Below are 22,231 nucleotides of genomic sequence, written 5' to 3'. Positions count from 1 at the left end.
TTGCTCAGTCAAGCGAAATCTAAAAAAGATGAAAAAGCACCTTGAAAGGGCTGGGATCAAACCTACAACCAGAACGATGAATTTCGTCGAATTCGCGTTAATTGAGAGTCTTTATGTTGGATTGCTTAGATCCAAATCTTTGAGCGTAGGGACTCCTTTAAGAAAAGATCCCGTTAGCAGTAGTTTGGTTTGAGTGTCGAGGTTGCCTGTTGGCTCAATGCCCATTGTTTTCTGAAAGTCTTGTAGGGCTGATTTGAACGTTTGCGATGAGTAACCGAGTCGCTTTAGATAGTCGATTGCTTGAGTCGTCGTGATAGACAAATCTTCGTTTCTGCGAAAAATCGGGACGTATTGCTCTCGCCAAATTTTGGCAAACTGAGTGCGATCAAGGACAAAAATTTTGCCGCTGGCTGGGTCACCGATCGCTGCCTGGTTTTGGTTCATTGAGAGAAGCGCGATCGCATGGGGGAGCTTTCTTCTGCCGTCGATTAACCACACGCCCAGGACACCGGGACGGTTGATTTGACGCATCTGCTCCCAGGTTGGGGCAAGCTCAACGCCATCCATTCTAAAGTGACGAGCAGCCACGATTAACTGCGGCATGGTTGTTCCCATTTGGCTGGTTCTGGCTTGCTCGGCCACACTGACTTCGGTCGCTTCTGGAATGCCCCACCGATGCAGAATGGTAGCGAGAGCGGCGGGGGCACAGCTACTCATGGAGGTTTGTCGAAAGACTCCGTTGGGCTGCAAGTTGTTGGACAGGTCAGTGTAGATGGGGGCGAGAAAGTAAGCTTCGGTGGCGGTAAATCCGGTGATACCAATTAAACCGAGTAACAGAATGGCGAATACTTGCTTTCGGGCGCTTGACCAGACGATCGCAAAGGCAACTCCACAAAATCCTAATAAAATCACGCGCATCGCTGTCCAGGTGACTTGCATTCCATAGACGCGCCAGGTGAGTGGAAAGACTTGCATCTGAGGAATGTTTAGCGCCAGCAAAATCAAGCCGACGTAGAGACCCAGAAAGAGCAGGGCGGTAGCTTCGCTTCCCATAGGGTTCGTATTCTTGCCACGAAATAAATCATTCGCCGTGGAGCCTTGACGCAGCAGCACTCGCCCGACTTTCATTCCCCACCGAAAACAGAGTGCGCCTAATAAAAGGGTGGCGATCGCCTCGATTATCATCCAATCTTTCCTGATGTAACGTGAATTCGATAGAGTTTTTTCGCTTCATCATTTAACGCTTCTGCCCCCCAACCCCCCAAATCTGGGGGACTTTCGGAGAGGATTTCTTGCTCAAAGTCCCTCACTCGTGGGGGATTTAGGGGGCTGCCTGGAGCGATCGCCTCGATTATCATCCAATCTTTCCTAATGTACTCGTGCCGCTAGTCTACCCATTGCAGTGATGAGTCTGGAAAGCGGCTGTGTTCTCCTGATCCAAACTGTAGATTTTGGGAAGTCACGGTAACTCTCTCCAGGGTGTAGGACTTGAGTGAGCCACTGAAGTGAGTAACTTAATTTATTGTGAGAAGAACTGTACGTCTTCATAAAGCAATTCTGTTTGACCTTTCCAAGCAATACTTTCTAAGCTCAGGATGTCACCCTTTGTATAGGGCGTATAGAGCCACATCCGACCTTCACCGCGACGATAACATTCAACGCTGACTTTTTCGGAGTCTACTAGCACATATTCCTGTAATGTCGATAGGTTGCGATAGGCTGTGAACTTGTCGCCCCGATCTTTGGACTCTGTGCTGGGCGTGAGAATTTCGACAATTAGCTTGGGGTACTGGATTAATTTGTGGGCAGTGAGGTCACGAGGGTCGCAACTGACGATCAGATCTGGGTAGTAATAAAGACCGGATGCGTTAACTTGAACTTTGACATCTGCCATGTTGATCCGACAGCCTCTAGCCCGAACCTGTGATCGCACGAGTGTCAGAAAATTAATCGCAATGTCGTTGTGAGGGAGGGTGCCACCTGTCATGGCGAGAACTTCACCGTCAACATATTCGTAGCGTATTTCTTGGCGAGGTTCCCATTCAAGGTATTCCTCGATCGACATCTTTTGAGGTTGAGGTGTGGCAATCATCGCAAAGTCCTCTACTTGCTCTCATTATCGCGTTTGAAAGTATGAATAGAGCGATCGCGCTTTGAATTCGGGATTTGCAGGTTGACATGAGAACGATCGCACTTCAAACAGGAACGAACACGTAGTGAAGCGAAGCTACCGCACTTGGGATGAGAACGATCGCACCTTGGATGAGAACGATCGCACTTGGAATGAGAACGATCGCACCTTGGATGAGAAATTGTTGAGGATAGGTTAAGAAAAGCGGGGTTCGCAAAAGCACAGGTCATAGTTTAGACAGCATTACTGATACCCGTGAAAGAATGCTTTGGGACAGTTGTCAATTGTCCTTCTGCGCTGACTCTCCATTTGCCTCTTCACCTATGTTTCGCTTCCAACCTTTGCAGAAACCACCCACTCTTTACAGCTTCCTGTTCGTAGCTTGTTTGACGTTTATCTTGCTGATTGCTTCTTCCTGGGTTGATGCTCAGGAACTTCTAAAGCCAAAACTACAAGATTGGAAGTTAAACGGTATTCTGGCGGCTCTGGATGACAGCTATCTGGATGTCAAGCAAAAGGCTTTTGAAAAATTAGTTGAATTTGATTTAAAGGATCTGAAGGTACTTCCTAAACAGCTAGAGAGAATAGTACAAAAAGCAAACGTGCTCATAAAAGATAGCAAGGCAACACCCAATTCTCGTATCAGTGCAGCCAAGGCATTAGGAACTTTGGGTAGAGATGATATCAGAACGGTACAATTTTTGACGAACTTAGCGAAGAGTAGCAAGGCAAACTCCTACCTCCGCTTTGATGCAGTAGATGCATTGGGCACTCTAGGCAAAATTGATGACGTAGTGCGACTCATGAGAGAGTTAGCAAACGACAGCAAGGCAGACCTCTATCTCCGCTTGAGCGCGGTTGAAACACTGGCAAAGCAAGGCAAAATCGAAAGGGGCGCAGTACAGTTTTTGACAAGTTTAGTTAATGACAGCAATACAAATCCTGTCCTCCGCTTCAATGCAGCTGAAACATTGATCAGGCAGGGCAAAGCTGATGAGAGCGTGATGTCATTTCTAACGACTGTATTCAACGACAGCAGGGCAAACCCCTATCTTCGTACTAGAGCAGCTAATGCATTAGCAAAGCTAAACAAAGCCAATAGGAGTGTAGTGCCATCCTTGACAGCTTTAGCCAACGACATCAAAGCAGACCCCACTCTTCGCATCAGTGCAGCTTATGCATTGGGATCTTCAGGCAAAACCGATGAGAGAATACTGATATTTCTGACGACTTTGGTTGATGACAGCAAAGCAAATACCATTCTTCGTATGAGTGGGGTTGAGGCTTTAGAGACTCTCGGCAGAGTTGATGAGAGAGTAGTGAAGCCGCTGACGACTTTGGTGATTGATGGCAAAGCAGACATTAGTCTACGTCTCAGAGCAGCGAACGCTTTGAGTCGATTAGGTAAAGCGGATGAAGGTGTGGTTGCATTTCTAACAAGCTTACTCAATGCCAATACTGACCATTCTGAGTTTCGCACCAGTGCAGTCAAGATGTTAGGGACTCTAAAACAATTAGGTTTAGCTGAAGTGTTTGTTCTAATCAACCTTACCTATGATGCTAGTTTCTATAATTTTGCCGAGCCGCGCTTTGAGGCATACTTTTACAGTGGTGGCGATCGCAGCACACAAACCTTGCTCAAATGGATTGGTCGCCCTAACCCCGCAGGCATTCCCACTCAACTCACCCATACTGAAGCTAGAAAGACCCTAGAAATCTTCCAAGCTGCATGGGAACCAAGTCAGAACTTTGTCAGAATTCGAGGGGATCTGGCAAGAGCGATCGCCAAAGTCACCAGCCTCGGCAAATGGCAAAAAGCTGACGGGGCGTTGCTCGCCCAACATTACCAAAATCTCAAAGACACTCAACCTGAAAGCGCCCGTGTGGTCAAAGGCGCGATCGACTCCCTTCGTTAAGCAATGTTTTCACAACAGCGTTAAGTGAATAGCTGCATTTGATTTGACGGGCCTAGCTCAACACTGACCGCATCGAAACGATCGTCTCCAGGACGATAAGACAGCACCTCTAACCCGATCGGCTCCCCGCTCATTCCATCCTTGAGCAAAATCACGCCATCCCCCAGTTCTGTAGCAATTTGATTTTTTCTGGGAGCCTGCCAAAACACACTCAACAATTCAGTCTCAGGTTCGTAAAACACCTTTATTTGAGCCATACAGTCTCACCTTCCTTGATCGCATCAGTCTGATATGCCGTGATGAGAAACCCATCTCCATTTAACCGCCTCGCCACCGCAACCACCCACCTTTCTGCTCGACGAACCCGATAAAACAGCAGCACTTCTGCATCTCTCTGGCTACGCCTAACCTCATCGGGCGAGGCAAGAGCAAACTGAACTAACTCTTCTAATTCCTCAAGATCAGGATGCTTGGTGATTAAACGCTGCCAGTACTCCTCTGATGTTCTGACTGTGAATCCGAGTGGCGTGAGGATTTCAAACTTCATCGTAACAAAAACGAAAATTTGGTCTAACAGCCTGAGTCACGATCGCCATCACTTCAACCTTACCTCGCATTGCCAGGACAAAAGAACCGATCGCCATTCGATCCCACCTCCCGTCTCGTAAGCGTCACCCAACTGCGGCATAATGAGAAAGTTTTCACGATTTGTCAGAAAACTTGGTCAAGCTAAGGCGCTCAGGACTGACGATCGTTAGACTTAAATTCATCAGTCTCATTTCATCCCTCATCCTTCATCCCTCCCTATGCGTACCTACTACTGCGGCGATCTTCGCGCCACCCACATTGGAGAAACCGTTACCCTTTATGGTTGGGTCGATCGTCGTCGTGATCATGGGTATGTGATCTTTGTGGATCTGCGCGATCGCTCAGGCACCGTGCAAATTGTCAGCGATCCCGAACGCACACCCGGATCTCACCAACAGGCAGGCGATCTGCGAAACGAGTATGTGATCAAAATTGTCGGTCGCGTCACCAAGCGTCCGGATGAATCGCTGAATCCCAAACTTTCTACAGGCGAAATTGAAATTTACGCTGACGAAATCGAAATTCTCAACGCCGTTCGCAAACAGTTGCCCTTCCAGGTTTCTGCGGCAGATACCGAAACTGTGCGGGAAGAATTGCGGCTAAAGTATCGCTACCTGGATCTGCGTCGAGAGCGGATGAGCAAAAATCTGATGCTGCGCCACAAACTTATCCAGACGATGCGGCGCTATCTCGAAGATCAGGAAGGCTTTATCGAAGTCGAAACTCCGATTTTGACGCGATCGACCCCCGAAGGTGCCAGAGACTATCTCGTGCCGTCGCGGGTCAATCCGAGTGAATGGTATGCGCTGCCTCAGTCGCCTCAGTTGTTTAAGCAGCTTCTCATGGTGTCGGGGTTCGATCGCTACTATCAGATTGCTCGATGCTTTCGAGATGAGGATTTGAGAGCAGAACGTCAGCCCGAATTCACTCAGTTGGATATGGAAATGAGCTTCATGTCCCAGGAAGAAATCCTCAACCTGAATGAAGGCTTAATTTGTCACATTCTCAAAACCCTGAAAGGAGTCGAGCTTCCGCGTCCCTTTCCTCGTTTGACTTATGCAGATGCGATGTCTCGCTACGGCAGCGACAAACCCGACACCCGCTTTGACTTAGAACTGGTGGAAGTCTCCGATATTGTCAAAGATTCTGGCTTCAAAGTCTTTTCAGATACCGTTGCTAAAGGCGGCATGGTGAAAATTTTGCCCATTCCCAACGGCAACGATGCAATCTCGAATGTGCGAATCAAGCCCGGTGGCGATCTGTTTAAAGAAGCCGCCGACATGGGCGCAAAAGGGCTGGCCTACATTCGAGTTCGAGATGACGGCGAAATTGACACGATCGGAGCCATCAAAGACAACCTCACCGATGCCCAAAAACAAGAGCTTCTGACCCGCACAGGCGCAAAACCTGGACACCTATTATTGTTTGGTGCAGGAGACGCGGCCACGGTGAATAAAACCCTCGATCGCTTGCGTCAATGTCTCGGTAAAGAACTCGGACTGATCGATCCCGACAAGCTCAACCTGCTCTGGGTGACAGACTTCCCCATGTTTGAGTGGAACGCCGACGAGAAACGACTAGAGGCCCTGCACCACCCCTTCACCGCTCCCAATCCTGAAGACTTGGCTGACCTGAAAACGGCTCGTGCCCTGGCCTACGATCTGGTTTACAACGGGCTAGAAGCAGGCGGCGGCAGTGTGCGGATTTACCAGCCCGATTTGCAGGCACAAGTGTTTGCAGCGATCGGACTTTCGGAAGCCGAGGCCCAAAACAAGTTTGGTTTCCTGCTCGAAGCGTTTGAGTACGGCACGCCTCCCCACGGCGGCATTGCGTATGGACTCGATCGCTGGGTGATGTTGCTTTCTGGCGAAGAATCGATTCGTGACGTGATCGCCTTCCCCAAAACGCAGCAAGCTCGTTGTCTGCTCACCAGTGCGCCCTCCAGCGTCGATGACAAGCAGCTTAAAGAACTCCACGTCGCCTCCACCCACAAACCCAAACCTGCACCATCCGATAAGTAAGGATAAAAGAAAAAACTCCTTTGAGCTTTGAGAGCGACTTAAGGCTTGATATCTGGTAATTGCTCAACCCGGTTCAAATAGAGAAGGATTGGCAGAGAGGGCTTTCTGAATCGATTCAAAAGCCGATAAGCCCTGCCGTTTGCCTGTATTGACGACGGAATGCGAAACACGACGCTCATCGGTAAGGCTTGCTCACTAGAGCGATTGGTCGGTGGAATCGTGGCATCTTCGAGAAACAGAAATCAGTGGTCTTGACGCTTGTCGTAGCGTTTCTGTAATCGGATGCCATCCTTTTGCTTCGGTTCGAGGGCTAAGGCTTTCTGCAAGCGACTCAAAATCGACTCGACTGGTGCGTCTAATCGCGTCTTGACGCAGCGCAAACAGTTGGGCAAGCCCGCCCTCTGAAATGCTCAGTCCAAACACTTGGGCAAACATCTGCGACAAGCGTGGGTAGCTCAGGGCATGACTGTAGCGCCAGTAAATAGCCACACTCTCAAGGCTGCGTCCAGAGGAAAGAGGCATCTTTTGCCTCGCTTGACAGTTCTTTGAGATTGGGCAGGTTGTCCATTTCTTTACCCTACTCAAATCTCTCCATCCGTCAAGGGGGTTGAGCAATTACGAAAGTTCTTGCCTGCTTCCAATCCACAGCAATCTCCCCTCAGATGAGATCCGATCTCAGACTCTGCTGAATAAATGTCTTCGGGTGCGGCATCCCCAAGGTAAATATCGTCTTGATCAACGACATCAATAATTAGCAAGCTGATTCCTCCAAGTTTTACCCATCGCTCACACCCTTGACCAAGTTGTGCATCACTATAAGTCATTCTGATTCGCACTCGTTCTAAGCAACTGTGAGAATCGTGAATCAAGTTGATTCGTCAAGGTTTTACGATCGCCATATTCCACAATTTTTCCCTGCTCTAGAATTAGAATCTGATCGACTCGTTGTAAAGTCTGCAAACGATGAGCAATGATCATTCCTGTTCGCTTTGCAAGCAGCCTATCAATTGCTCCTTCAATTAATTGTTCGGTTTGTGGATCTAACCGAGAAGAAGCTTCATCCAGAATCGCCAAGCTAGGATTTTTCAAAAAGACGCGCACCAATGCAAGTAACTGTGCCTGTCCAGCGGATAGACCATTGCTATCTGCTCCCAATTGAGTATCAAGCCCATTGGGAAGCGATCGCAGCCATTGTGCTAATCCTAGCTCCTCCAGTGTTTCTAAGATGGAAGTCTCTGGAATGCGATCGTTAAAAAAGGTGAGATTATCGCGCACACTGGCTTGAAATAGCTGGACATCTTGCGTTACTAGCCCAACTCGCGATCGCAAGTCTGACAGTGAAAGATCTGCGATCGCACAGTTCCCTAAGCGAATTTCACCCGCTTGAATTTCATAGAGCCGTAGTAGTAAACGAGCGATCGTACTTTTGCCGCTGCCTGTGTGTCCTAGTATTCCAAGTGTTTGACCTGCTGGAAGGTAAAATGATAGATTGTGCAGTGTCCAGTTCTTAGGCTCATATTGAAAGTACACTTGCTCAAAAGAAACAGCACAAGCACCAGAATGTAAAACGGCTTGTCCTTGATCGCTTAACGCTGATTGTGTGTTTCGTAGCTCATAAATGCGTTGAATACTCGCTTCTACTTGTTGCAGTTGTTCGAGTTCTTCTCGAATTCGCTCGATCGGCTGTGCTAAAAGGTTCGTGTAGTGAAAGATGAGATAAGCAGTCCCAATCGTAATCGCATTTTTAGACCAGAGATAGGCACAGAGGAAGAGCGCGATCGCATTTCCAATCGTGAACAATCCCACACTGGTAAACCACAGAATAGTACTGGCAAACCTGGCTTTTTGGTAAACCGGAAGCCAACGTTGCAGCAATTTATAAAAGCGAATCATGACATAGCTGGTTGAGCCATTTGCTCGAAGATCTTCTCGTCCAGCGATGTGTTCGCCGATTGTTCCATAGTACTCAGCACTGATCTGGCGATACTCTGCCCAAGGTGCGATTGCCATTGCTCTTTGTGCAACTAACACAGTTAGGGCAATGATAGCAAAAGCAGTTAAGCTGACTCCTGCTAAAGAGTTCTCGAAACAGAGAGCAATTAGAATTCCGAAAAGAAGAACGCCATTTCCTAATATGTGAATGATTAACTCAGAGAAAAATTTAGACAGTAAATTGACATCACCATCAATTTTTTCTAATAACTCGCCAGGTGTATGAGCTTTATGAAAGCTTAGGTCTAAGCGTAAACAATGAGATGCCAGATCAACGCGAAGGGCATTAGTCGCAGTCCAGGCAACAATTTCGCTCAGGTAAGTTGCAGTGATCGTAGCTGCTTGAGTTAGAAGCGCAATCGTAATAAACGCGATCGTTGCGGTAAGTAAGGCTTGCTGTGAGCCACCCTGAACGGCTGTATCAATGAAGTATCCTAAGATTTGCGGATTGATAATCTGGAGCGCGATGCTGGTAAGAAGTGCGATCGTTAATGCCAAAACGGGCTTCCATTGAGGCTTGAGATAGTCAGCGAGCAGCAGTTTGTATTGTTGAAGGGAGTTCTGCATCGTCGCACTAATCTCAAGAGCCAAAAAAGATTACAGCATAGTTTACCGTGGAGCGATTTGATAGAGAAGATGATTTTGGCGGCTATCGGGAGTTTTTTGGCTCCTAAACGGATTTTTTGCTGAAAATTTTGCACGGGTAAGGAAATAATCTATTGATATTAATTCTCAGTTGTGGTAGGGTGCCTTGACTATCTCCTTTAGCAAACCATTCCGATATGACAAGTGTACTGTCTGACGAAACTTGTGAGGACTTTTGGCAGGTGAGCCGTCAACAGGCACGACAAGTTGACCCAGAAGATAAGAGCGATCGTATAGCTGAATGTCCGCAAATGTTAGGCAAAGGGTATAAGCGAGACATTGAGTTACGAAATGGCATTGACTTAACCTTTCATCATTACCAACTTAAAGATGATTTGATTGTTGCTTGCATACCACCCGGAGACATCGGCTGTCTGGAATGGATGTTTACTCTTTCATCAGGGCTTCAACTTCCGAATGGAGTACAACTCAATCAAGGTCAGCATCTCCTCGCGGGTTCAATTTCACCGGGAGGGCAATTTCAAGGACTATCCCGCACAACGACGATAGAAGTTGATATCCATCTAGAACTAGAGCAATTTCGGACTCTCATCGGTGATCAAATAGAGAGTTTACCGCCTGAAATCCAGCAAATGCTAGACGGAGATGAAGCAATTCCCTTTTCACCTGTTCACACGATTACACCCGCGATGCAACTTGCCCTCCAGCAAATGCTAGGTTGTCCCTATCAAGGCATGGTCAAGCAGATGTATCTGGAGAGTAAATCGATCGAAGTTTTAGCATTGTGGATCGATCAAGCTTGTTCGAGTGATGCCTCAATTGCGCGATCGACTGTTCCACGAAGTAAAGATATCGATCAGATTCATCATGCAAAAGAAATTCTGTTGCAACAGTTGGACAATCCCCCATCGTTGCTGGCTTTAGCACGACAAGTCGGACTGAATGACTGTTCGCTAAAACGTGGATTTAAACAAGTTTTTGGTACAACTATATTTGGCTATCTGCATCAGCACCGAATGGAACAAGCGCGATCGCTGCTTCTCGATCGTCAATGGAGCGTGACAGAAGTGGCTCGTAAAGTGGGTTACAGAAATCTTTGTGCTTTTAGTACTGCCTTTCGCAAAACCTTCGGAGTGAGTCCAAAAACACTGCAACATCAAAAAAGTTCCGTTTGAGCAAACAAAAATTCCGTTTCGGCAAAGTAGCAGACTGTTGATTCATCGTAATATTCAAAACATTGCAGTTGAGAAGATTTCCTAATTGATGGAATGAAAAGCTTCTCAAGATTTGGTGTAGAGGATGGGGAGATGGATCAAACATTTGCGCTCTGGTTTTTAGGCTTGACATCAGTACTCACGACTCAAGCAAGTTGGGCAGCAGAAATTCAAAATAATTCTCAAGTGTCTGGGATTCGCGCCCTTGGTTCCCTTGGAAGCTTGCGGAGCGATCGACCTGCTACCAGCCTGAAGGAGTGGATGGCACAAATCGAGGCAGAGACGATCAAAGTAACAGAAGTGAGGGTCGATCGAACTGCTACAGGGTTAGAAATTACGCTAACTACGGCTGATGGTAAGCCTTTAGCGATCGACACTACCCAATTCCGCACCGAAGGCAACAGCCTAATCGCAGACATCCCTAACGCTGTTCTGGCATTGCCCGATGCACCAGCATTCAGAGCAGAAAATCCGTCTGAAGGAATCTCGGCTGTTCAGGTTGTGCAGCAGGATGCAAGCCGCATTCGAGTTAGTGTTATCGGAAATAATGCCCTACCACAACAAGAAGTAACGTTGAGAGCGGGAAATGCTGCCTATAGTCTTAACCCGGAGCAGGAAGAGCCAGATGAAGAGATTGTCGTGACGGGGGAAGGTCAGCGGGGGTATCGCGTACCTAGTGCAACAACTGGAAGCAGAACCGATACACCGATTCGGGATTTGCCATTCTCGGTGCAAGTTGTTCCGCAAGAACTGATTCAAGATCGACAGGTGCAAGGTGTGAGTGAAGCACTTCGGACTGTCTCTGGAGTCACCGCAGGCGAATCCTCGCAATCTGCATTTGAAAGTTTCACAATTCGAGGATTTTCAACCGGGTTCGCAGGTGGCAATATTTTCCGAAATGGTTTACGGGATGGAACGAATATTACTAATCGGATCGCTGTGCCCAACATTGAACGGATTGAGGTGCTAAAAGGCCCAGCAGGTGCGCTATTTAGCCAAGGCGCTCCAGGTGGCACGATCAATGTTGTGACTAAAAAACCGTTATCGATTCCTCGCTACAATGTTGAAGGATCGATCGGGAATTTCGATACCTATGGGGGTTCGCTAGATTTCACGGGTTCTCTGAATGATTCTAGAACGTTGCTCTATCGTTTCACAGCCGGGGCTTCGACGACTGGAACATTTATTGATTTCTTCGATCGACGAAACTATCTGATTGCTCCCGTTCTATCCTGGCAAATTAGCCCAGCGACAAAGTTGACCTTTGAAGGTGAATACACTGTTTCTCAGCAACCGAATGCACGCGGCTTGCCTGCAAGAGGAACAGTACTGCCAAACATTAATGGCAAGCTACCTCGGAATCGATTTATTGGTGAACCTGACGACGAGTTGGATAAAAACAACCGCTCTTCGGTGCGTTTAGGCTATGCGCTAGAACATCGTTTGAGTGACAATTGGCAGTTACAAAATGCGTTTCGAGTAACTTTCTTGAGAACGCCTCAGAACTCTTTATTTCCATCGGCTCTTTTAGATGACGATCGCACTTTAGAGCGGGGATTGTTTAGCACAAAAGATCAGTCTCAAGATAACTATGCTTTTGATACGAATGTTGTTGGAAGCTTTAGGACAGGAAGCATTGCTCACAAATTACTGTTTGGTTTTGATTTTAATCGAGATGTCTACGCAGCTAGTAATCGACAGTTTGCGCTAGCTCCGATCGATATTTTTAATCCGGTGTATGGACAGCCTAGAGGAGAGCTGCTTGGAGAATTTCCGAGAGAGCCATTTATCACAAATGCGTTTGGAGTTTACTTGCAAAATCAGATTGATTTACTGCCAAACTTGAAATTATTACTCGGTGGGCGATTCGACATTGTGAGCCAGAAGATCGAGCTTGCAAGCGGTTCTGAGTCTTCTCAGCAGAATGAAGTCTTTAGTCCAAGAGTTGGCTTAGTGTATCAACCGACAAATTCGCTCTCATTATATGCAAGTTACAGTCGCTCTTTTCTGCAAAGTGTGGGAACTGCATTTGATCGAAGTCTTTTTCAGCCAGAGCGGGGAACTCAGTATGAGGTGGGACTAAAAGCAGACTGGCTCGATCGCAGATTATCGACAACCTTAGCCTTTTATGAAATTACTCGCTCGAATGTTTTAACGACTGATCCTGCAAACCCAAATTTTTCAATTCAAACCGGAGAGCAAAGAAGTCGTGGGATTGAACTGGATATTGCAGGCGAAATTCTACCAGGATGGAAGATTGCGGCGGCTTATGCTTATACGGATGCTCAAATTACGGCGGATAATACGATCGCCGTCGGAAACCGTCTCAACAATGTCCCAGAACACGCGGTCAGTTTGTGGACAACTTATGAAATTCAAACAGGTTCTCTCAAAGGATTGGGGGTTGGTCTTGGCATCTTTTATGTCGGTCAGCGTCAAGGCGATTTAGATAACTCTTTTGAAGTTCCCAGCTACACTCGCACAGATGCTTCGCTGTTCTACCGTCGGGATAACTATCGAATTGGCTTGAACATTGAGAATTTGTTCGACATCAGCTATTTTGAAACAGCAGAAAGTCCACTGCGCGTTTACTATGGCGCTCCGTTTACAATCAGGGGGACAGTTTCTTGGACGTTCTAATCTCTCACGCCTGGTGGCGGCATCTTTCATTGTTCCTCATGGGAGTGTTGCTTGTGGGGTTGTTTCAAACTCATGCGATCGGCGTGCAAGCTCAAACAGTATCAGACTGTCGCATTGTTCAGCATGAACTCGGAGAAAGCTGCATTCCTCACCATCCGAAACGAGTGATTGTGATGGATCAAGAGAGTTTAGAGATTTTGGTAGCGCTGGGGATACAGCCGATCGCATCTACAATTCCGAATCGTGTGGCAAGCAAAATATCATTGGTACAGAATCAAGTCGGTGCGATCGCGGATTTAGGCAAAGAAGGGCAACCCAACCTAGAAAAAATCGTTCAGTTGCATCCTGATTTGATTCTAGGAGTGTTTATCACACCTCACATCTATTCTTTGCTTTCTCAGATTGCGCCAACTGTGTCGATCAAGTACTCGCAAACAGGTTGGAAGCAAACGCTTCGGAAAGCTGCGGATGCTGTTGACAGAAGGTTTGAAGCGGAAAAACGACTGCGTGACTATCAGCAGAGAATTGAGATGATGAAATCAAAATTTGCTTTAAAGGCTGGGGATCTCAAGATTTGCATAATGCGATTCTACACAGATCTGCAACTCACGCAATTTTTGAATCAAAACTCATTTGCCGTTAGCGTTTTAGATGATACTAAGGTATTCACTATTCCTGCGATTCAGCGGCAGATTCAGCAGATACCGAACTCAGAGTATGGCTACGTCAATGTCAGTTTAGAGAAAATAGATTTGCTAGAGGCAGATGCAATTTTTGTTGCGCTTGATCCAGGTGCTGAAAAGAACTTCCAGATTTATCAAAATAGTTCATTGTGGCAAACACTCAATGCAGTAAAAGCGAGACGAGTTTACACGGTTGATTCTGGCTATTGGATTTTTGGCAGTGTGCTTTCAGCAAACGAAATTCTCAATGATCTGGTGAAACATTTAGCCGATAGAAAAGCTTAATCGAGCGATGATTTGTTTCAGTATCTAGTTGATCCAACCATTCGAGCGACTTCATGACCCGACTTACTTTTGCTTAGACGAGATCGAATGCGTACTTTTATTATTCTCTGGTTTGGTCAGCTTGTTTCAACGATCGGCACTTACATGAGCGGATTTGCTCTCGAACTTTGGACATGGGAGACGACGGGTTCTGCAACCTCGTTAGCACTAGTTGGCTTCTTTTTTCAAGTTCCTCGAATTGCGATTAGTTTAGTGTCTGGTGTGATTGTCGATCGCTTTAACCGCAAACGCTTGATGGTCTTGGGCGATACGATCGCGGCTCTTTCCAGCTTGCTATTGTTATTTCTATATTTGACTCACAATCTGCAAATCTGGCACTTATATCTAACGACTGCGGTTACTAGCGTTTTTAGCCAGCTTCAAGAGCTTTCTTACGCTGCTTCAATTAGCTCACTTGTTCCTCAGCAACACTACACCCGTGCTAGTAGTATGGGATCAGCATTACATTATGGCTCGTTGATTTTAGCACCAGCATTCGCAGCGAGTCTTTATCCGATCATTGGAGTGGGAGGCATTTTAGGAATTGATAGCTTGACTTTTCTTGTCGCGATCGCAACACTCCTTACTCGGAGAATTCCTCAACCCGAAATGCCTGAACAGTCGGCTAGGTTCAATTTCCGACGAGATCTGATGTTTGGCTTTCACTTCCTTCTCGCCCATGCTCCTCTACGCAACCTGCTAGTTTTAATACTTCCCTTCTGGTTTGTGCATGATCTGGGTGAAACGCTCTACACTCCAATGGTTTTGGCAAGAACAAACGGAAGTGCCGCAGTCCTGGGGCAGATTGGGACAGCAGCGGGAATTGGTGGCGTGACAGGCGCGATCGTGATTAGCATTTGGGGAGGTTTCAAACAGCCAATTCGAGGAGTATTCAGTGGAATCATTGGCGCAGGGTTGAGCAAAATGACTGTAGGCTTAGGGCGAGTTCCTCAAGTGTGGCTTCCTGCTCAATTCTGCTCTTCGTTTAACTTTCCGTTAATGGATAGCTCCGAAACTGCGATTTGGATGGCAAAAGTTAGCCCCGAAGCCCAAGGAAGAGTGTTTGCGGCAAATTCGTTTTTAGCTCAATGTTTATCAGCGATCGCAGCACTCGTGGCGGGCCCGTTAGGCGATCTCGCAGAGATATCTGCTAAAGCAGATCGCATTGTTGAACCTGCAATGATTTCTTCAACAGGATTGATCAAGTGGATCTTTGGTGCAAGCCCTGGATCAGGCTTTGCTTTGATTTATACAGCTTGTGCATTTAGCATGATCGCGATTGGTCTCTCTGGCTCTTTCTTCTACAAGTCTAAGGAACATACTTAAACAAATCATCGATTACGGCATTTGCAGCGAACAGACCACTTCCAATCCAGTAATCCAGAACTTCATAAACCTTGCCCTGCTGTACTGCATTGAGTTTTGACCAGAGCGGATCGGATAGAAGACGATCGCGTGTTTTGCCAATTTTAGAATCACTTGGAGTCACAACCATAAAGATAATATCGCCATCGGCAGCATCAAATAGCTCATTAGAGATTCTGTATTGAATCGGGCTGAGACCTTTCTGCTGAGTTGCTTCTAGATCTAAATCTTGTGAGACAGGGCGAGCTAAACCTGCATCTTTGAGAATACTGCCATTAAAGCCAACTGTTGTATAAACCGTGATCATCTCTGCATATAGATACACGATCGAGACCTTTGTTGTTTGTAAGCGATCGCCCATTTGAGCTTTGAACTCTTTTAGGCGCTGGTAATAGTCTGCCATTGCTTTCTCAGCTTGCTGCGATCGTCCTAAAGTTGCAGCAATAAAAGCAAATTCATCCTTCCACTCGCCGCTATGGTTAAATTTCGTCAATACTGTTGGTGCAATGTGAGAAGCTTCGCGATAAATGGAAGATAGATAATCAGCCCCTAGAATTAGGTCAGGTTTCAACGCCAAAATTTTTTCTAGATTCGGCTCACCATTACTTCCTACATTCAGGATTGTGCTTGCTTTTTGTTTGAGTTGCGGAGAAGTTAAGTCAACATTGACAGCAGCGATCGGCTGAATGCCTAACGCGATCGCACTTTCTAAACTCATCGCATCTAAAGTCACCACTCGCTGAGGATTGCGAGGAACACAAGTTTTCCCTGCGCTATGTTGAACGATGCGACAGTTAGCGGCTGATTGAATTTGGGAACTGCGATCGACTGTGCAGGCAGCTAGAAGCAAACTGATGAACAGTCCGAAGCAAAACCACACGATGCGATCGCAGAATTTCATCCCTCTGATCTCCTAAAATACAATTGACACTGAACCTGTAACAGTAAAAGGGTCGCCAACATAAACTCCGAAGCGACTTTCATCAGAGCCAGTGAAGTATTTTGTGTTGAACAGGTTGCGGAAGTTGATTGCAGCCCGCCATTTGTCTTGATTGTAGAAGATAGAGGCATCTGTCCGAACATAGCTTGGAATGGTGTAAGTGTTGGACAAATCTCCAAAGCGATCGCCCACAAAGTAAACGCCAATCCCTAAGCCAAATCCTTTTAAGCTGCCACGCTGTACTTCATAAGTTGTCCACAAACTTGCTGAATGCTTGGGAGTGTTATCGAGTCGTTTGTCTTCAAATCCTGATTAATCTTGGCTGACAAAAGCATCAATGTAAGCATAAGAAGCAATGATTTTCCAACCAGGAACAAGCTCACCTGCTAGATCAAATTCAACCCCTCGGCTTCTTTGTTCTCCAGTTTGTACTTGATCGTTAGGATCACTAGAGTTAGGGTCATCGGTTGTCACATTCTTCTTTCGCAAGTCATAGAACGCGAGGGTTGCACTTAAATTTCGAGCTAAATCGGTTTTGATCCCAGCTTCTAGCTGCTGACCTGTTTCAGGCTCAAACGGAGAACCATCCCCATTCCGATTGCTTGCAAAACTTGCCCTGAATGCAGTGGTATAAGAAGCGTAGAGCGAGATTGCTGGAATCGGTTGATAGACCACACCAAATCGAGGACTAAGCCGACTATCACGCTGCTCGAACTCTTGTCTAGGTTCACCACTAAATTCTTCTTTACGCTGCTGCGAATAGCTATCAAATCGTCCGCCAAGCAGTAGCTTAAAGTTGGGTGCAAGTTCAATTTGGTCTTGAAGATAAATTCCTAATTTCTGGATCGTGTCGTCTCGGAAAAGGTTATAGAGTTCTTCTTTAGGATACTCAGCACCGTCATAGGTTGGATCAAAGATATTAATGGTTCGATAGGGATCACCGATCGCGAATTTTGGCTTATTAATCTGCCGTTCGTAGTCTACTCCGAATAACAATTGATGGCGAACTGCTCCCGTCGAAAACTTGGCGATCAAATCCGTCTGAGTGGTAATCGCTTGATATTCCCCAGCCGCAAAGTAGGTTGCTAATTCTAAATCTCCAGTAGCCTCATCGATCGAGTTCCGCAATGGAAAATATCGCTCTGGATTCACCCACTGAGCGCGAAAAGCATTTCTCAGCGTCAACTGATCACTAAACTTGTGAGTGAGTAGATAGCCAATGCTGAAGTCATTCACGCTAAATTCTTGAAACGGCTCACCCAGAAAGCGATTTCGAGGTAAATCGGCGATTCCAGTTCCGATCGCAACAAAGCCATCGTCGGTTGTTCGCCGCTCATTTCGATATGTTGCATTGAGCGTGAGTGTTGTGTTGTGAAGATTTAATTGCACTACAGGCGAGAGAAACACGCCCTCGCTAGACACAAAATCTCGAAAGCTTCCTGCATCTTTGTAGTATCCATTAAAGCGGTAGAGTGCTGTTCTTTCTGAGTTAATGGAACCAGAGAAATCGGCTCCGACTCTGACCGATCGATAACTTCCAACTGATCCTTCAAGGGAATAATACGGATTACGAAGCGGTTGCTTTGAAACCAGATTGATAATCCCTCCGGGTTCTGCCTCACCAAACAGGATTGATGCTGGCCCTTTCAGCACCTCCACTCGCTCTAAGTCAGCCGTTTCTAAAGCACCAAACGTAAAGTATCGAATGCCATCTCGAAAGTAGTTGCCATCAAAGGTCGAAACTCGAAATCCTCGAATTCTCAAACTGTTTTCATACCCTTGATAAAGTCCTAAATTATTAACACCACTGACGTTTTGAACTGCATTGCCCAATGGATTGCTCGTTGCGTTTAGTCCTTGATCTCTCAAAACCTCTTGCGGAATCACCCGAATGGACTGCGGAATGTCTCGAATCGGCGTGTCGGTTCTTGTACCAGTCGTCGCATTTGGAACACGATAACCGCTCGGTTGTTGATCTCCTGTGATGACAATTTCTTCTTCTTGATCCTCATCAGGTTTCTGATTAACGGTCTGCTGCGCCTGAATTTGGGATTGCCATTCTTCAACGGTTGTTGCAGGTTGTTTCCAATCTTTTAAGGTAGAAATTGAATGATCGACAATCTCAGCCTTACCACTTTGCTTCTCTACTGGATCGCGCTCTGATGCAATACAAGGCAGAGCAATCAACACAATGCTCCCTACCAACATTATCGATCGATAACTTGCCATCACTCCTCCACTCGCCGCCTAATACTTAGGAAATATTCTCAGAAGCATACCGAATAATCGTGAGCATTCTGCGATCGCGTGAACGGTGAACGGAATTTTTTGAACGGTGAACGGAGTTTTAACTTACATTGCATCGATTCAAAACCGATTGACGGTAATCTCTAGGATTGGCCCCGAACTTCTTGCGAAACGCGATCGCGAAGTGGCTGCGATTCACCAATCCAACTGCTCTCGCCGCTTCTGCAATGCTGAGATCTCCGGACTCTAGCAACTGCCGCGATCGCTCCATTCGATAGTCCTGTAAATAGCCAAAGACTGTTGTACCAAACACCTGACGAAAGCCTACTTTAAGCTTACAGTCATTGATCCCGACCAACCGAGCTAACTCAATCAAAGAGGGCGGCTCGTCTAACCGAGCAACTAGCACTTCTTTAGCATAGTGAATTCGCTCAATGTCATCTGATCTTAACGGTTTGGGCACACGATCTAGATCCGTTTTGGCAGTCTGGGCAAAGTGCAATGCAATCAGTTCCCAGACTTTGCCTTCTAGATACATCTGCTGAGTCAATCCCTGAAATGGACACTGCAAAATCTGCTGAAGTGTAGCTTGCATTGCAGTTGTCGTCTGGCTAACTTGGGTGTAGTAGGGTTGGTCAGCGGGTTTCAACCAATTCTCAATTTCGACCGGAATTTGCTTCGTCAGACTTGACATCCATTGGTAAAAAACAGCCGGATCAATATGGAGTGTTACTCTCAGATTACGTTGATTTTCTGCAATTTGCAGTGCTTCACCGGGAGCCATGCCGCTCCCACAAAAAATATATTGACCCGCATTGGCAGCGTCTAAATTAGATGCGGCGCTTCCAATCAGCGTATAGCTTAGTTCTAGAGGATGTTCTCGATCGCAGGTAACTACTTTAAGTTCCTCACGAAAGTAATCTTCCGCGATTGCTAACTCCACGCCATCTCGAATCTGAATCTCTCGGTAATAGCCCGCTCCAAGCTCACCACAATATTTCCAAGTGCAGTCGAAATTTGACAACATTTGTGGAGCCTCTACTTCAGAGCAAATGAGTTCCCAGTAGTCTTGCTGCGAAAGAGTAATTGCCATTCTCTACAATTGGCACTGTAAAATGAACAGGAGCATCGTATCATAGATGAAACTCATTCTCAATTATTGAATCTCAGTATAGGCTAGAGGCAAGTCTTCAAAAGTTCCCTCTAGTTCAAGCCTGCCTTTGTTTAGTAGAAGAATACGATCGGCCCGTTGAAGAACTGCTCGCCGATGAGAGACTACAAGAAACGTAGGTGTCCAAGACTGCGAGCTAAGCTGAAATAGCTTCGACCAAAGCTTTTGTTCTGTTTCAACATCCAAAGCACTCGACAGATCATCAAAGACTAAGAGTTCCGGTTGACGAATCAGCATTCGAGCCGCAGCAACTCGCTGAATTTGTCCGCCAGAAAGCCGCATTCCTCTAGAGCCAATCTGGGTATCGAGTCCATCGGGCATCATTGCTAAGTCTCGATCGAACATTGCAAGCGCGATCGCATTTCGGACTTCCTCATCGCTCTTCTGTAGCCCAAGCAGAATATTTTCTCGCAGCGTTGTACTAAACAGTTGGGGAACTTGTGGCGTGTAAGCACTCTGAGACGGAACAAAGAACTGAGCCGGATCAGCAATCTTCTGTCCGTTCCAAAGGATTTCTCCCGATTGCAGAGGTAATAGTCCCAAAAGAACCTGCAATAGCGTCGTTTTACCAGATCCGACTGATCCAGTAATCACTGTAAAACTACCGCGTTGAAGCTGGAGAGAGAGATTAGTAACGCCGGAATCGCTGTTTGGATAATGATAGGTCAAATTGAACGCCTGCAATTCTTCAAAGCGATCGCAGATTGTTTCCTGCTGAATGATAGGTAGTTGAGGAGTTCGCCCAGTCAACCTTGGCAGATAGAGCGGATGATGGGCAACGAGCGTTTGCGCCTCTGCATTCACCAAGGCTTGCATCCGTTCAAAAGACACTTCGCTTTGTTTTGAGAGCGCGATAAACTCGCCTAAAAACCCCAGAAAATAGGTGACATACGCTAAGTAATATACAAATAGCGCAAAGTCTCCAACGCTCAACGTCTGACTATTCTGCATGGATTGAGCCGCAAAGAAGAGGATTGCACCCGTTCCTAAGCTCACAAGATTATCGAAGCTAGAACTTAAAATCGCATTGAGTAGTTGATCTTTGACGATCACTTGACGACGGCGATCACACAATTGTCGAAAATGGCTTGACATACTGGTTTCGGCTCCAGCTACTTGAATCGCTTGCACTGCCGTAAACATTTCTCCTACCATTCCGGTTACTTGCTGTGTCGCTTGACGGCTGGCGCGACGGTAACGTTTAATGCGATCGCTAACTTGATGCAGAATCACCGCAATGAGCGCCAGGGGCAAAAATACAAACAGCGTAATCGTGGCATTTACACTTAAGAGCAACAGCAACGAACCAATGGCAAAAATGCCTTCACCTAAAACTTCATTTGTACCCACAACATTATCTTCAATCTGACTCGCATCTTCTCGAAAAAAGCTGATTACTTCTCCGGGTGAGATTGTGTTTTCGCCAGTCGTGGTTAAAGCTTCAGCACCGGGACGATTTAGCAATTTCGACAAAAGATTGCGCTGAATTAAACTATTCATTGTGAAACGATGCTGCGTTTTTGTAATTCGTCCGCTGAAAATAACAACAATCTGCGCTAGACCTGTTGCAAGTAATATCGCAATCCATACCCAGGGAGAAAAGGAGAAAGCAGATTGGCGCGTCAATGTGTTGAAGAATTCGCGAATGATCACACCGGGTACAGCAGGCAGTCCAGCAATTAATAGCCAGAGAATGGTGTCTGTCCAATACAGCGATCGAGCATAAGTAATCATTTGCCAAAGAAGCGACCAGATTGAAGCTCGATTCGTTGTCATAAAGCTAACCTCAAACGAATGGCACTTACTTAAGGGTCGGGGTTTGAGAAAATAGAGCAAGAAAAAGCTCCAACCCTGGTCTTTTTGAGGTCACAGGCTGGGAGTGACTAAAATAACTAGCTCCACCATGCCAAACTCTGCTGAAATTCTCAAGCAAACATTCGCCAACAGGGTCGGTTTACCGTTTCAACAGATCCTGCCTGAATCTGTGATAGCCAGGGTCTTGGTCGAAGAGACCGTGAGCTATCGGGATCGTCTGTTTAATCCATTCGTGACGCTGTGGGCATTTCTATCCCCGGTGTTCGACAGCGACAAGCGTTGTCGCAAGGCGGTGAGTCGGGTGATCAGTTGGTTAGCCAGTGCAGGGCGACCAGTCTCCACTTGACAATGAACCTAGAGTTAGAAAACGCAGACCGAAAGCCTTCCCCCTGATGAAGCAGCCTCGCTCAATTCTCAAAGCTAGTCTAGCTCGTTGATTGACCTTAAGTAAGTGCCATTCACCTGAAGATAGATAAACTTAGGTGGATGACCATACAGCAAACTACGCTAGACCTGTTGCTTTATAAGGTAGATTAGTGATACCTCAGGAGCAGAAGCAGACGATGTTCAACATTAGT

General features: G+C 46.5%; 17 protein-coding genes and 1 pseudogene. 7 read left to right on the top strand and 11 right to left on the bottom strand.

Annotated elements, in window-relative coordinates:
- Positions 1–111 precede the first annotated feature (111 nt).
- Both ACJ2PR_RS05210 and ACJ2PR_RS05205 read right to left on the bottom strand, forming a co-directional pair.
- Positions 112–1,185, bottom strand: coding sequence for a cysteine peptidase family C39 domain-containing protein (locus ACJ2PR_RS05210; RefSeq protein WP_446876209.1), 1,074 nt, complete (start codon positions 1,183–1,185; stop codon positions 112–114).
- A gap of 334 nt (positions 1,186–1,519) precedes the next feature.
- Entirely contained in the window at positions 1,520–2,092 is a 573-nt protein-coding gene (locus tag ACJ2PR_RS05205) for a Uma2 family endonuclease (protein ID WP_446860729.1), read from the bottom strand.
- A 362-nt stretch (positions 2,093–2,454) separates the two neighbouring features.
- On the opposite strand from ACJ2PR_RS05205, the gene ACJ2PR_RS05200 reads away from it, so the two are divergent.
- Positions 2,455–4,047, top strand: a complete 1,593-nt coding sequence (locus ACJ2PR_RS05200) for a HEAT repeat domain-containing protein (RefSeq protein WP_446876207.1) — start codon at positions 2,455–2,457, stop codon at positions 4,045–4,047.
- A 20-nt stretch (positions 4,048–4,067) separates the two neighbouring features.
- Here the strand turns inward: ACJ2PR_RS05200 and ACJ2PR_RS05195 are convergent, their stop codons facing one another.
- Positions 4,068–4,304: a hypothetical protein gene (locus ACJ2PR_RS05195; RefSeq protein ID WP_446876206.1), complete on the bottom strand. Its 237-nt coding sequence runs from the start codon at positions 4,302–4,304 to the stop codon at positions 4,068–4,070.
- The gene (locus tag ACJ2PR_RS05190; protein ID WP_446876205.1) at positions 4,292–4,594 is read right to left on the bottom strand and encodes a hypothetical protein; all 303 of its coding nucleotides are present in this window, start codon (positions 4,592–4,594) and stop codon (positions 4,292–4,294) included. Before ACJ2PR_RS05190 ends, ACJ2PR_RS05195 begins: the two co-directional genes overlap by 13 nt.
- Before the next feature lie 259 nt (positions 4,595–4,853).
- Between ACJ2PR_RS05190 and aspS the strand changes: the two genes are divergently transcribed.
- Positions 4,854–6,656, top strand: a complete 1,803-nt coding sequence (gene aspS / locus ACJ2PR_RS05185) for an aspartate--tRNA ligase (protein ID WP_446876204.1) — start codon at positions 4,854–4,856, stop codon at positions 6,654–6,656.
- A gap of 195 nt (positions 6,657–6,851) precedes the next feature.
- Here aspS and ACJ2PR_RS05180 read toward each other — a convergent pair whose 3' ends face one another.
- Genes ACJ2PR_RS05180 through ACJ2PR_RS05170 form a run of 3 tightly spaced genes read right to left on the bottom strand, consistent with a single transcriptional unit; the run spans position 6,852 to position 9,215 of the window.
- Positions 6,852–7,178 (bottom strand): hypothetical protein, encoded by a 327-nt coding sequence (locus ACJ2PR_RS05180; protein ID WP_446876202.1) that lies wholly within the window; start codon positions 7,176–7,178, stop codon positions 6,852–6,854.
- 59 nt (positions 7,179–7,237) lie between these two features.
- Positions 7,238–7,480 (bottom strand): hypothetical protein, encoded by a 243-nt coding sequence (locus ACJ2PR_RS05175; protein ID WP_446876201.1) that lies wholly within the window; start codon positions 7,478–7,480, stop codon positions 7,238–7,240.
- A complete protein-coding gene (locus ACJ2PR_RS05170; protein WP_446876200.1) occupies positions 7,470–9,215 on the bottom strand; it encodes an ABC transporter ATP-binding protein in 1,746 nt (581 codons plus the stop codon). The genes ACJ2PR_RS05175 and ACJ2PR_RS05170 overlap by 11 nt, the downstream gene beginning before the upstream one ends.
- Before the next feature lie 215 nt (positions 9,216–9,430).
- On the opposite strand from ACJ2PR_RS05170, the gene ACJ2PR_RS05165 reads away from it, so the two are divergent.
- From ACJ2PR_RS05165 to ACJ2PR_RS05150, 4 genes are all read left to right on the top strand, one after another.
- Positions 9,431–10,429 (top strand): helix-turn-helix transcriptional regulator, encoded by a 999-nt coding sequence (locus ACJ2PR_RS05165; protein WP_446869631.1) that lies wholly within the window; start codon positions 9,431–9,433, stop codon positions 10,427–10,429.
- A gap of 132 nt (positions 10,430–10,561) precedes the next feature.
- On the top strand, positions 10,562–13,108 hold the full coding sequence (locus tag ACJ2PR_RS05160) for a TonB-dependent siderophore receptor (RefSeq protein ID WP_446876199.1): 2,547 nt from the start codon (positions 10,562–10,564) through the stop codon (positions 13,106–13,108).
- A complete protein-coding gene (locus tag ACJ2PR_RS05155; RefSeq protein WP_446876198.1) occupies positions 13,096–14,076 on the top strand; it encodes an iron-siderophore ABC transporter substrate-binding protein in 981 nt (326 codons plus the stop codon). The genes ACJ2PR_RS05160 and ACJ2PR_RS05155 overlap by 13 nt, the downstream gene beginning before the upstream one ends.
- An 87-nt stretch (positions 14,077–14,163) precedes the next feature.
- The gene (locus ACJ2PR_RS05150; RefSeq protein ID WP_446876196.1) at positions 14,164–15,441 is read left to right on the top strand and encodes an MFS transporter; all 1,278 of its coding nucleotides are present in this window, start codon (positions 14,164–14,166) and stop codon (positions 15,439–15,441) included.
- On the opposite strand, the gene ACJ2PR_RS05145 is transcribed toward ACJ2PR_RS05150, so the two are convergent.
- The 4 genes and pseudogenes from ACJ2PR_RS05145 to ACJ2PR_RS05130 all read right to left on the bottom strand — a co-directional run bounded on the left by ACJ2PR_RS05145 (position 15,425) and on the right by ACJ2PR_RS05130 (position 21,614).
- On the bottom strand, positions 15,425–16,381 hold the full coding sequence (locus tag ACJ2PR_RS05145; RefSeq protein WP_446876194.1) for an iron-siderophore ABC transporter substrate-binding protein: 957 nt from the start codon (positions 16,379–16,381) through the stop codon (positions 15,425–15,427). The genes ACJ2PR_RS05150 and ACJ2PR_RS05145 overlap by 17 nt on opposite strands.
- Before the next feature lie 12 nt (positions 16,382–16,393).
- Positions 16,394–18,628: pseudogene (locus ACJ2PR_RS05140) on the bottom strand (TonB-dependent siderophore receptor).
- A gap of 139 nt (positions 18,629–18,767) precedes the next feature.
- A complete protein-coding gene (locus tag ACJ2PR_RS05135; RefSeq protein ID WP_446876193.1) occupies positions 18,768–19,760 on the bottom strand; it encodes a helix-turn-helix domain-containing protein in 993 nt (330 codons plus the stop codon).
- A 63-nt stretch (positions 19,761–19,823) separates the two neighbouring features.
- On the bottom strand, positions 19,824–21,614 hold the full coding sequence (locus ACJ2PR_RS05130; RefSeq protein ID WP_446876191.1) for an ABC transporter ATP-binding protein: 1,791 nt from the start codon (positions 21,612–21,614) through the stop codon (positions 19,824–19,826).
- Positions 21,615–21,741: 127 nt separating this feature from the next.
- Between ACJ2PR_RS05130 and ACJ2PR_RS05125 the strand changes: the two genes are divergently transcribed.
- Positions 21,742–21,999, top strand: a complete 258-nt coding sequence (locus ACJ2PR_RS05125) for a hypothetical protein (RefSeq protein WP_446876189.1) — start codon at positions 21,742–21,744, stop codon at positions 21,997–21,999.
- Positions 22,000–22,231 lie beyond the last annotated feature (232 nt).

This window comes from Phormidesmis sp. 146-33 (assembly GCF_052939515.1).
This window is presented reverse-complemented; position numbering and strand designations above follow the sequence as displayed.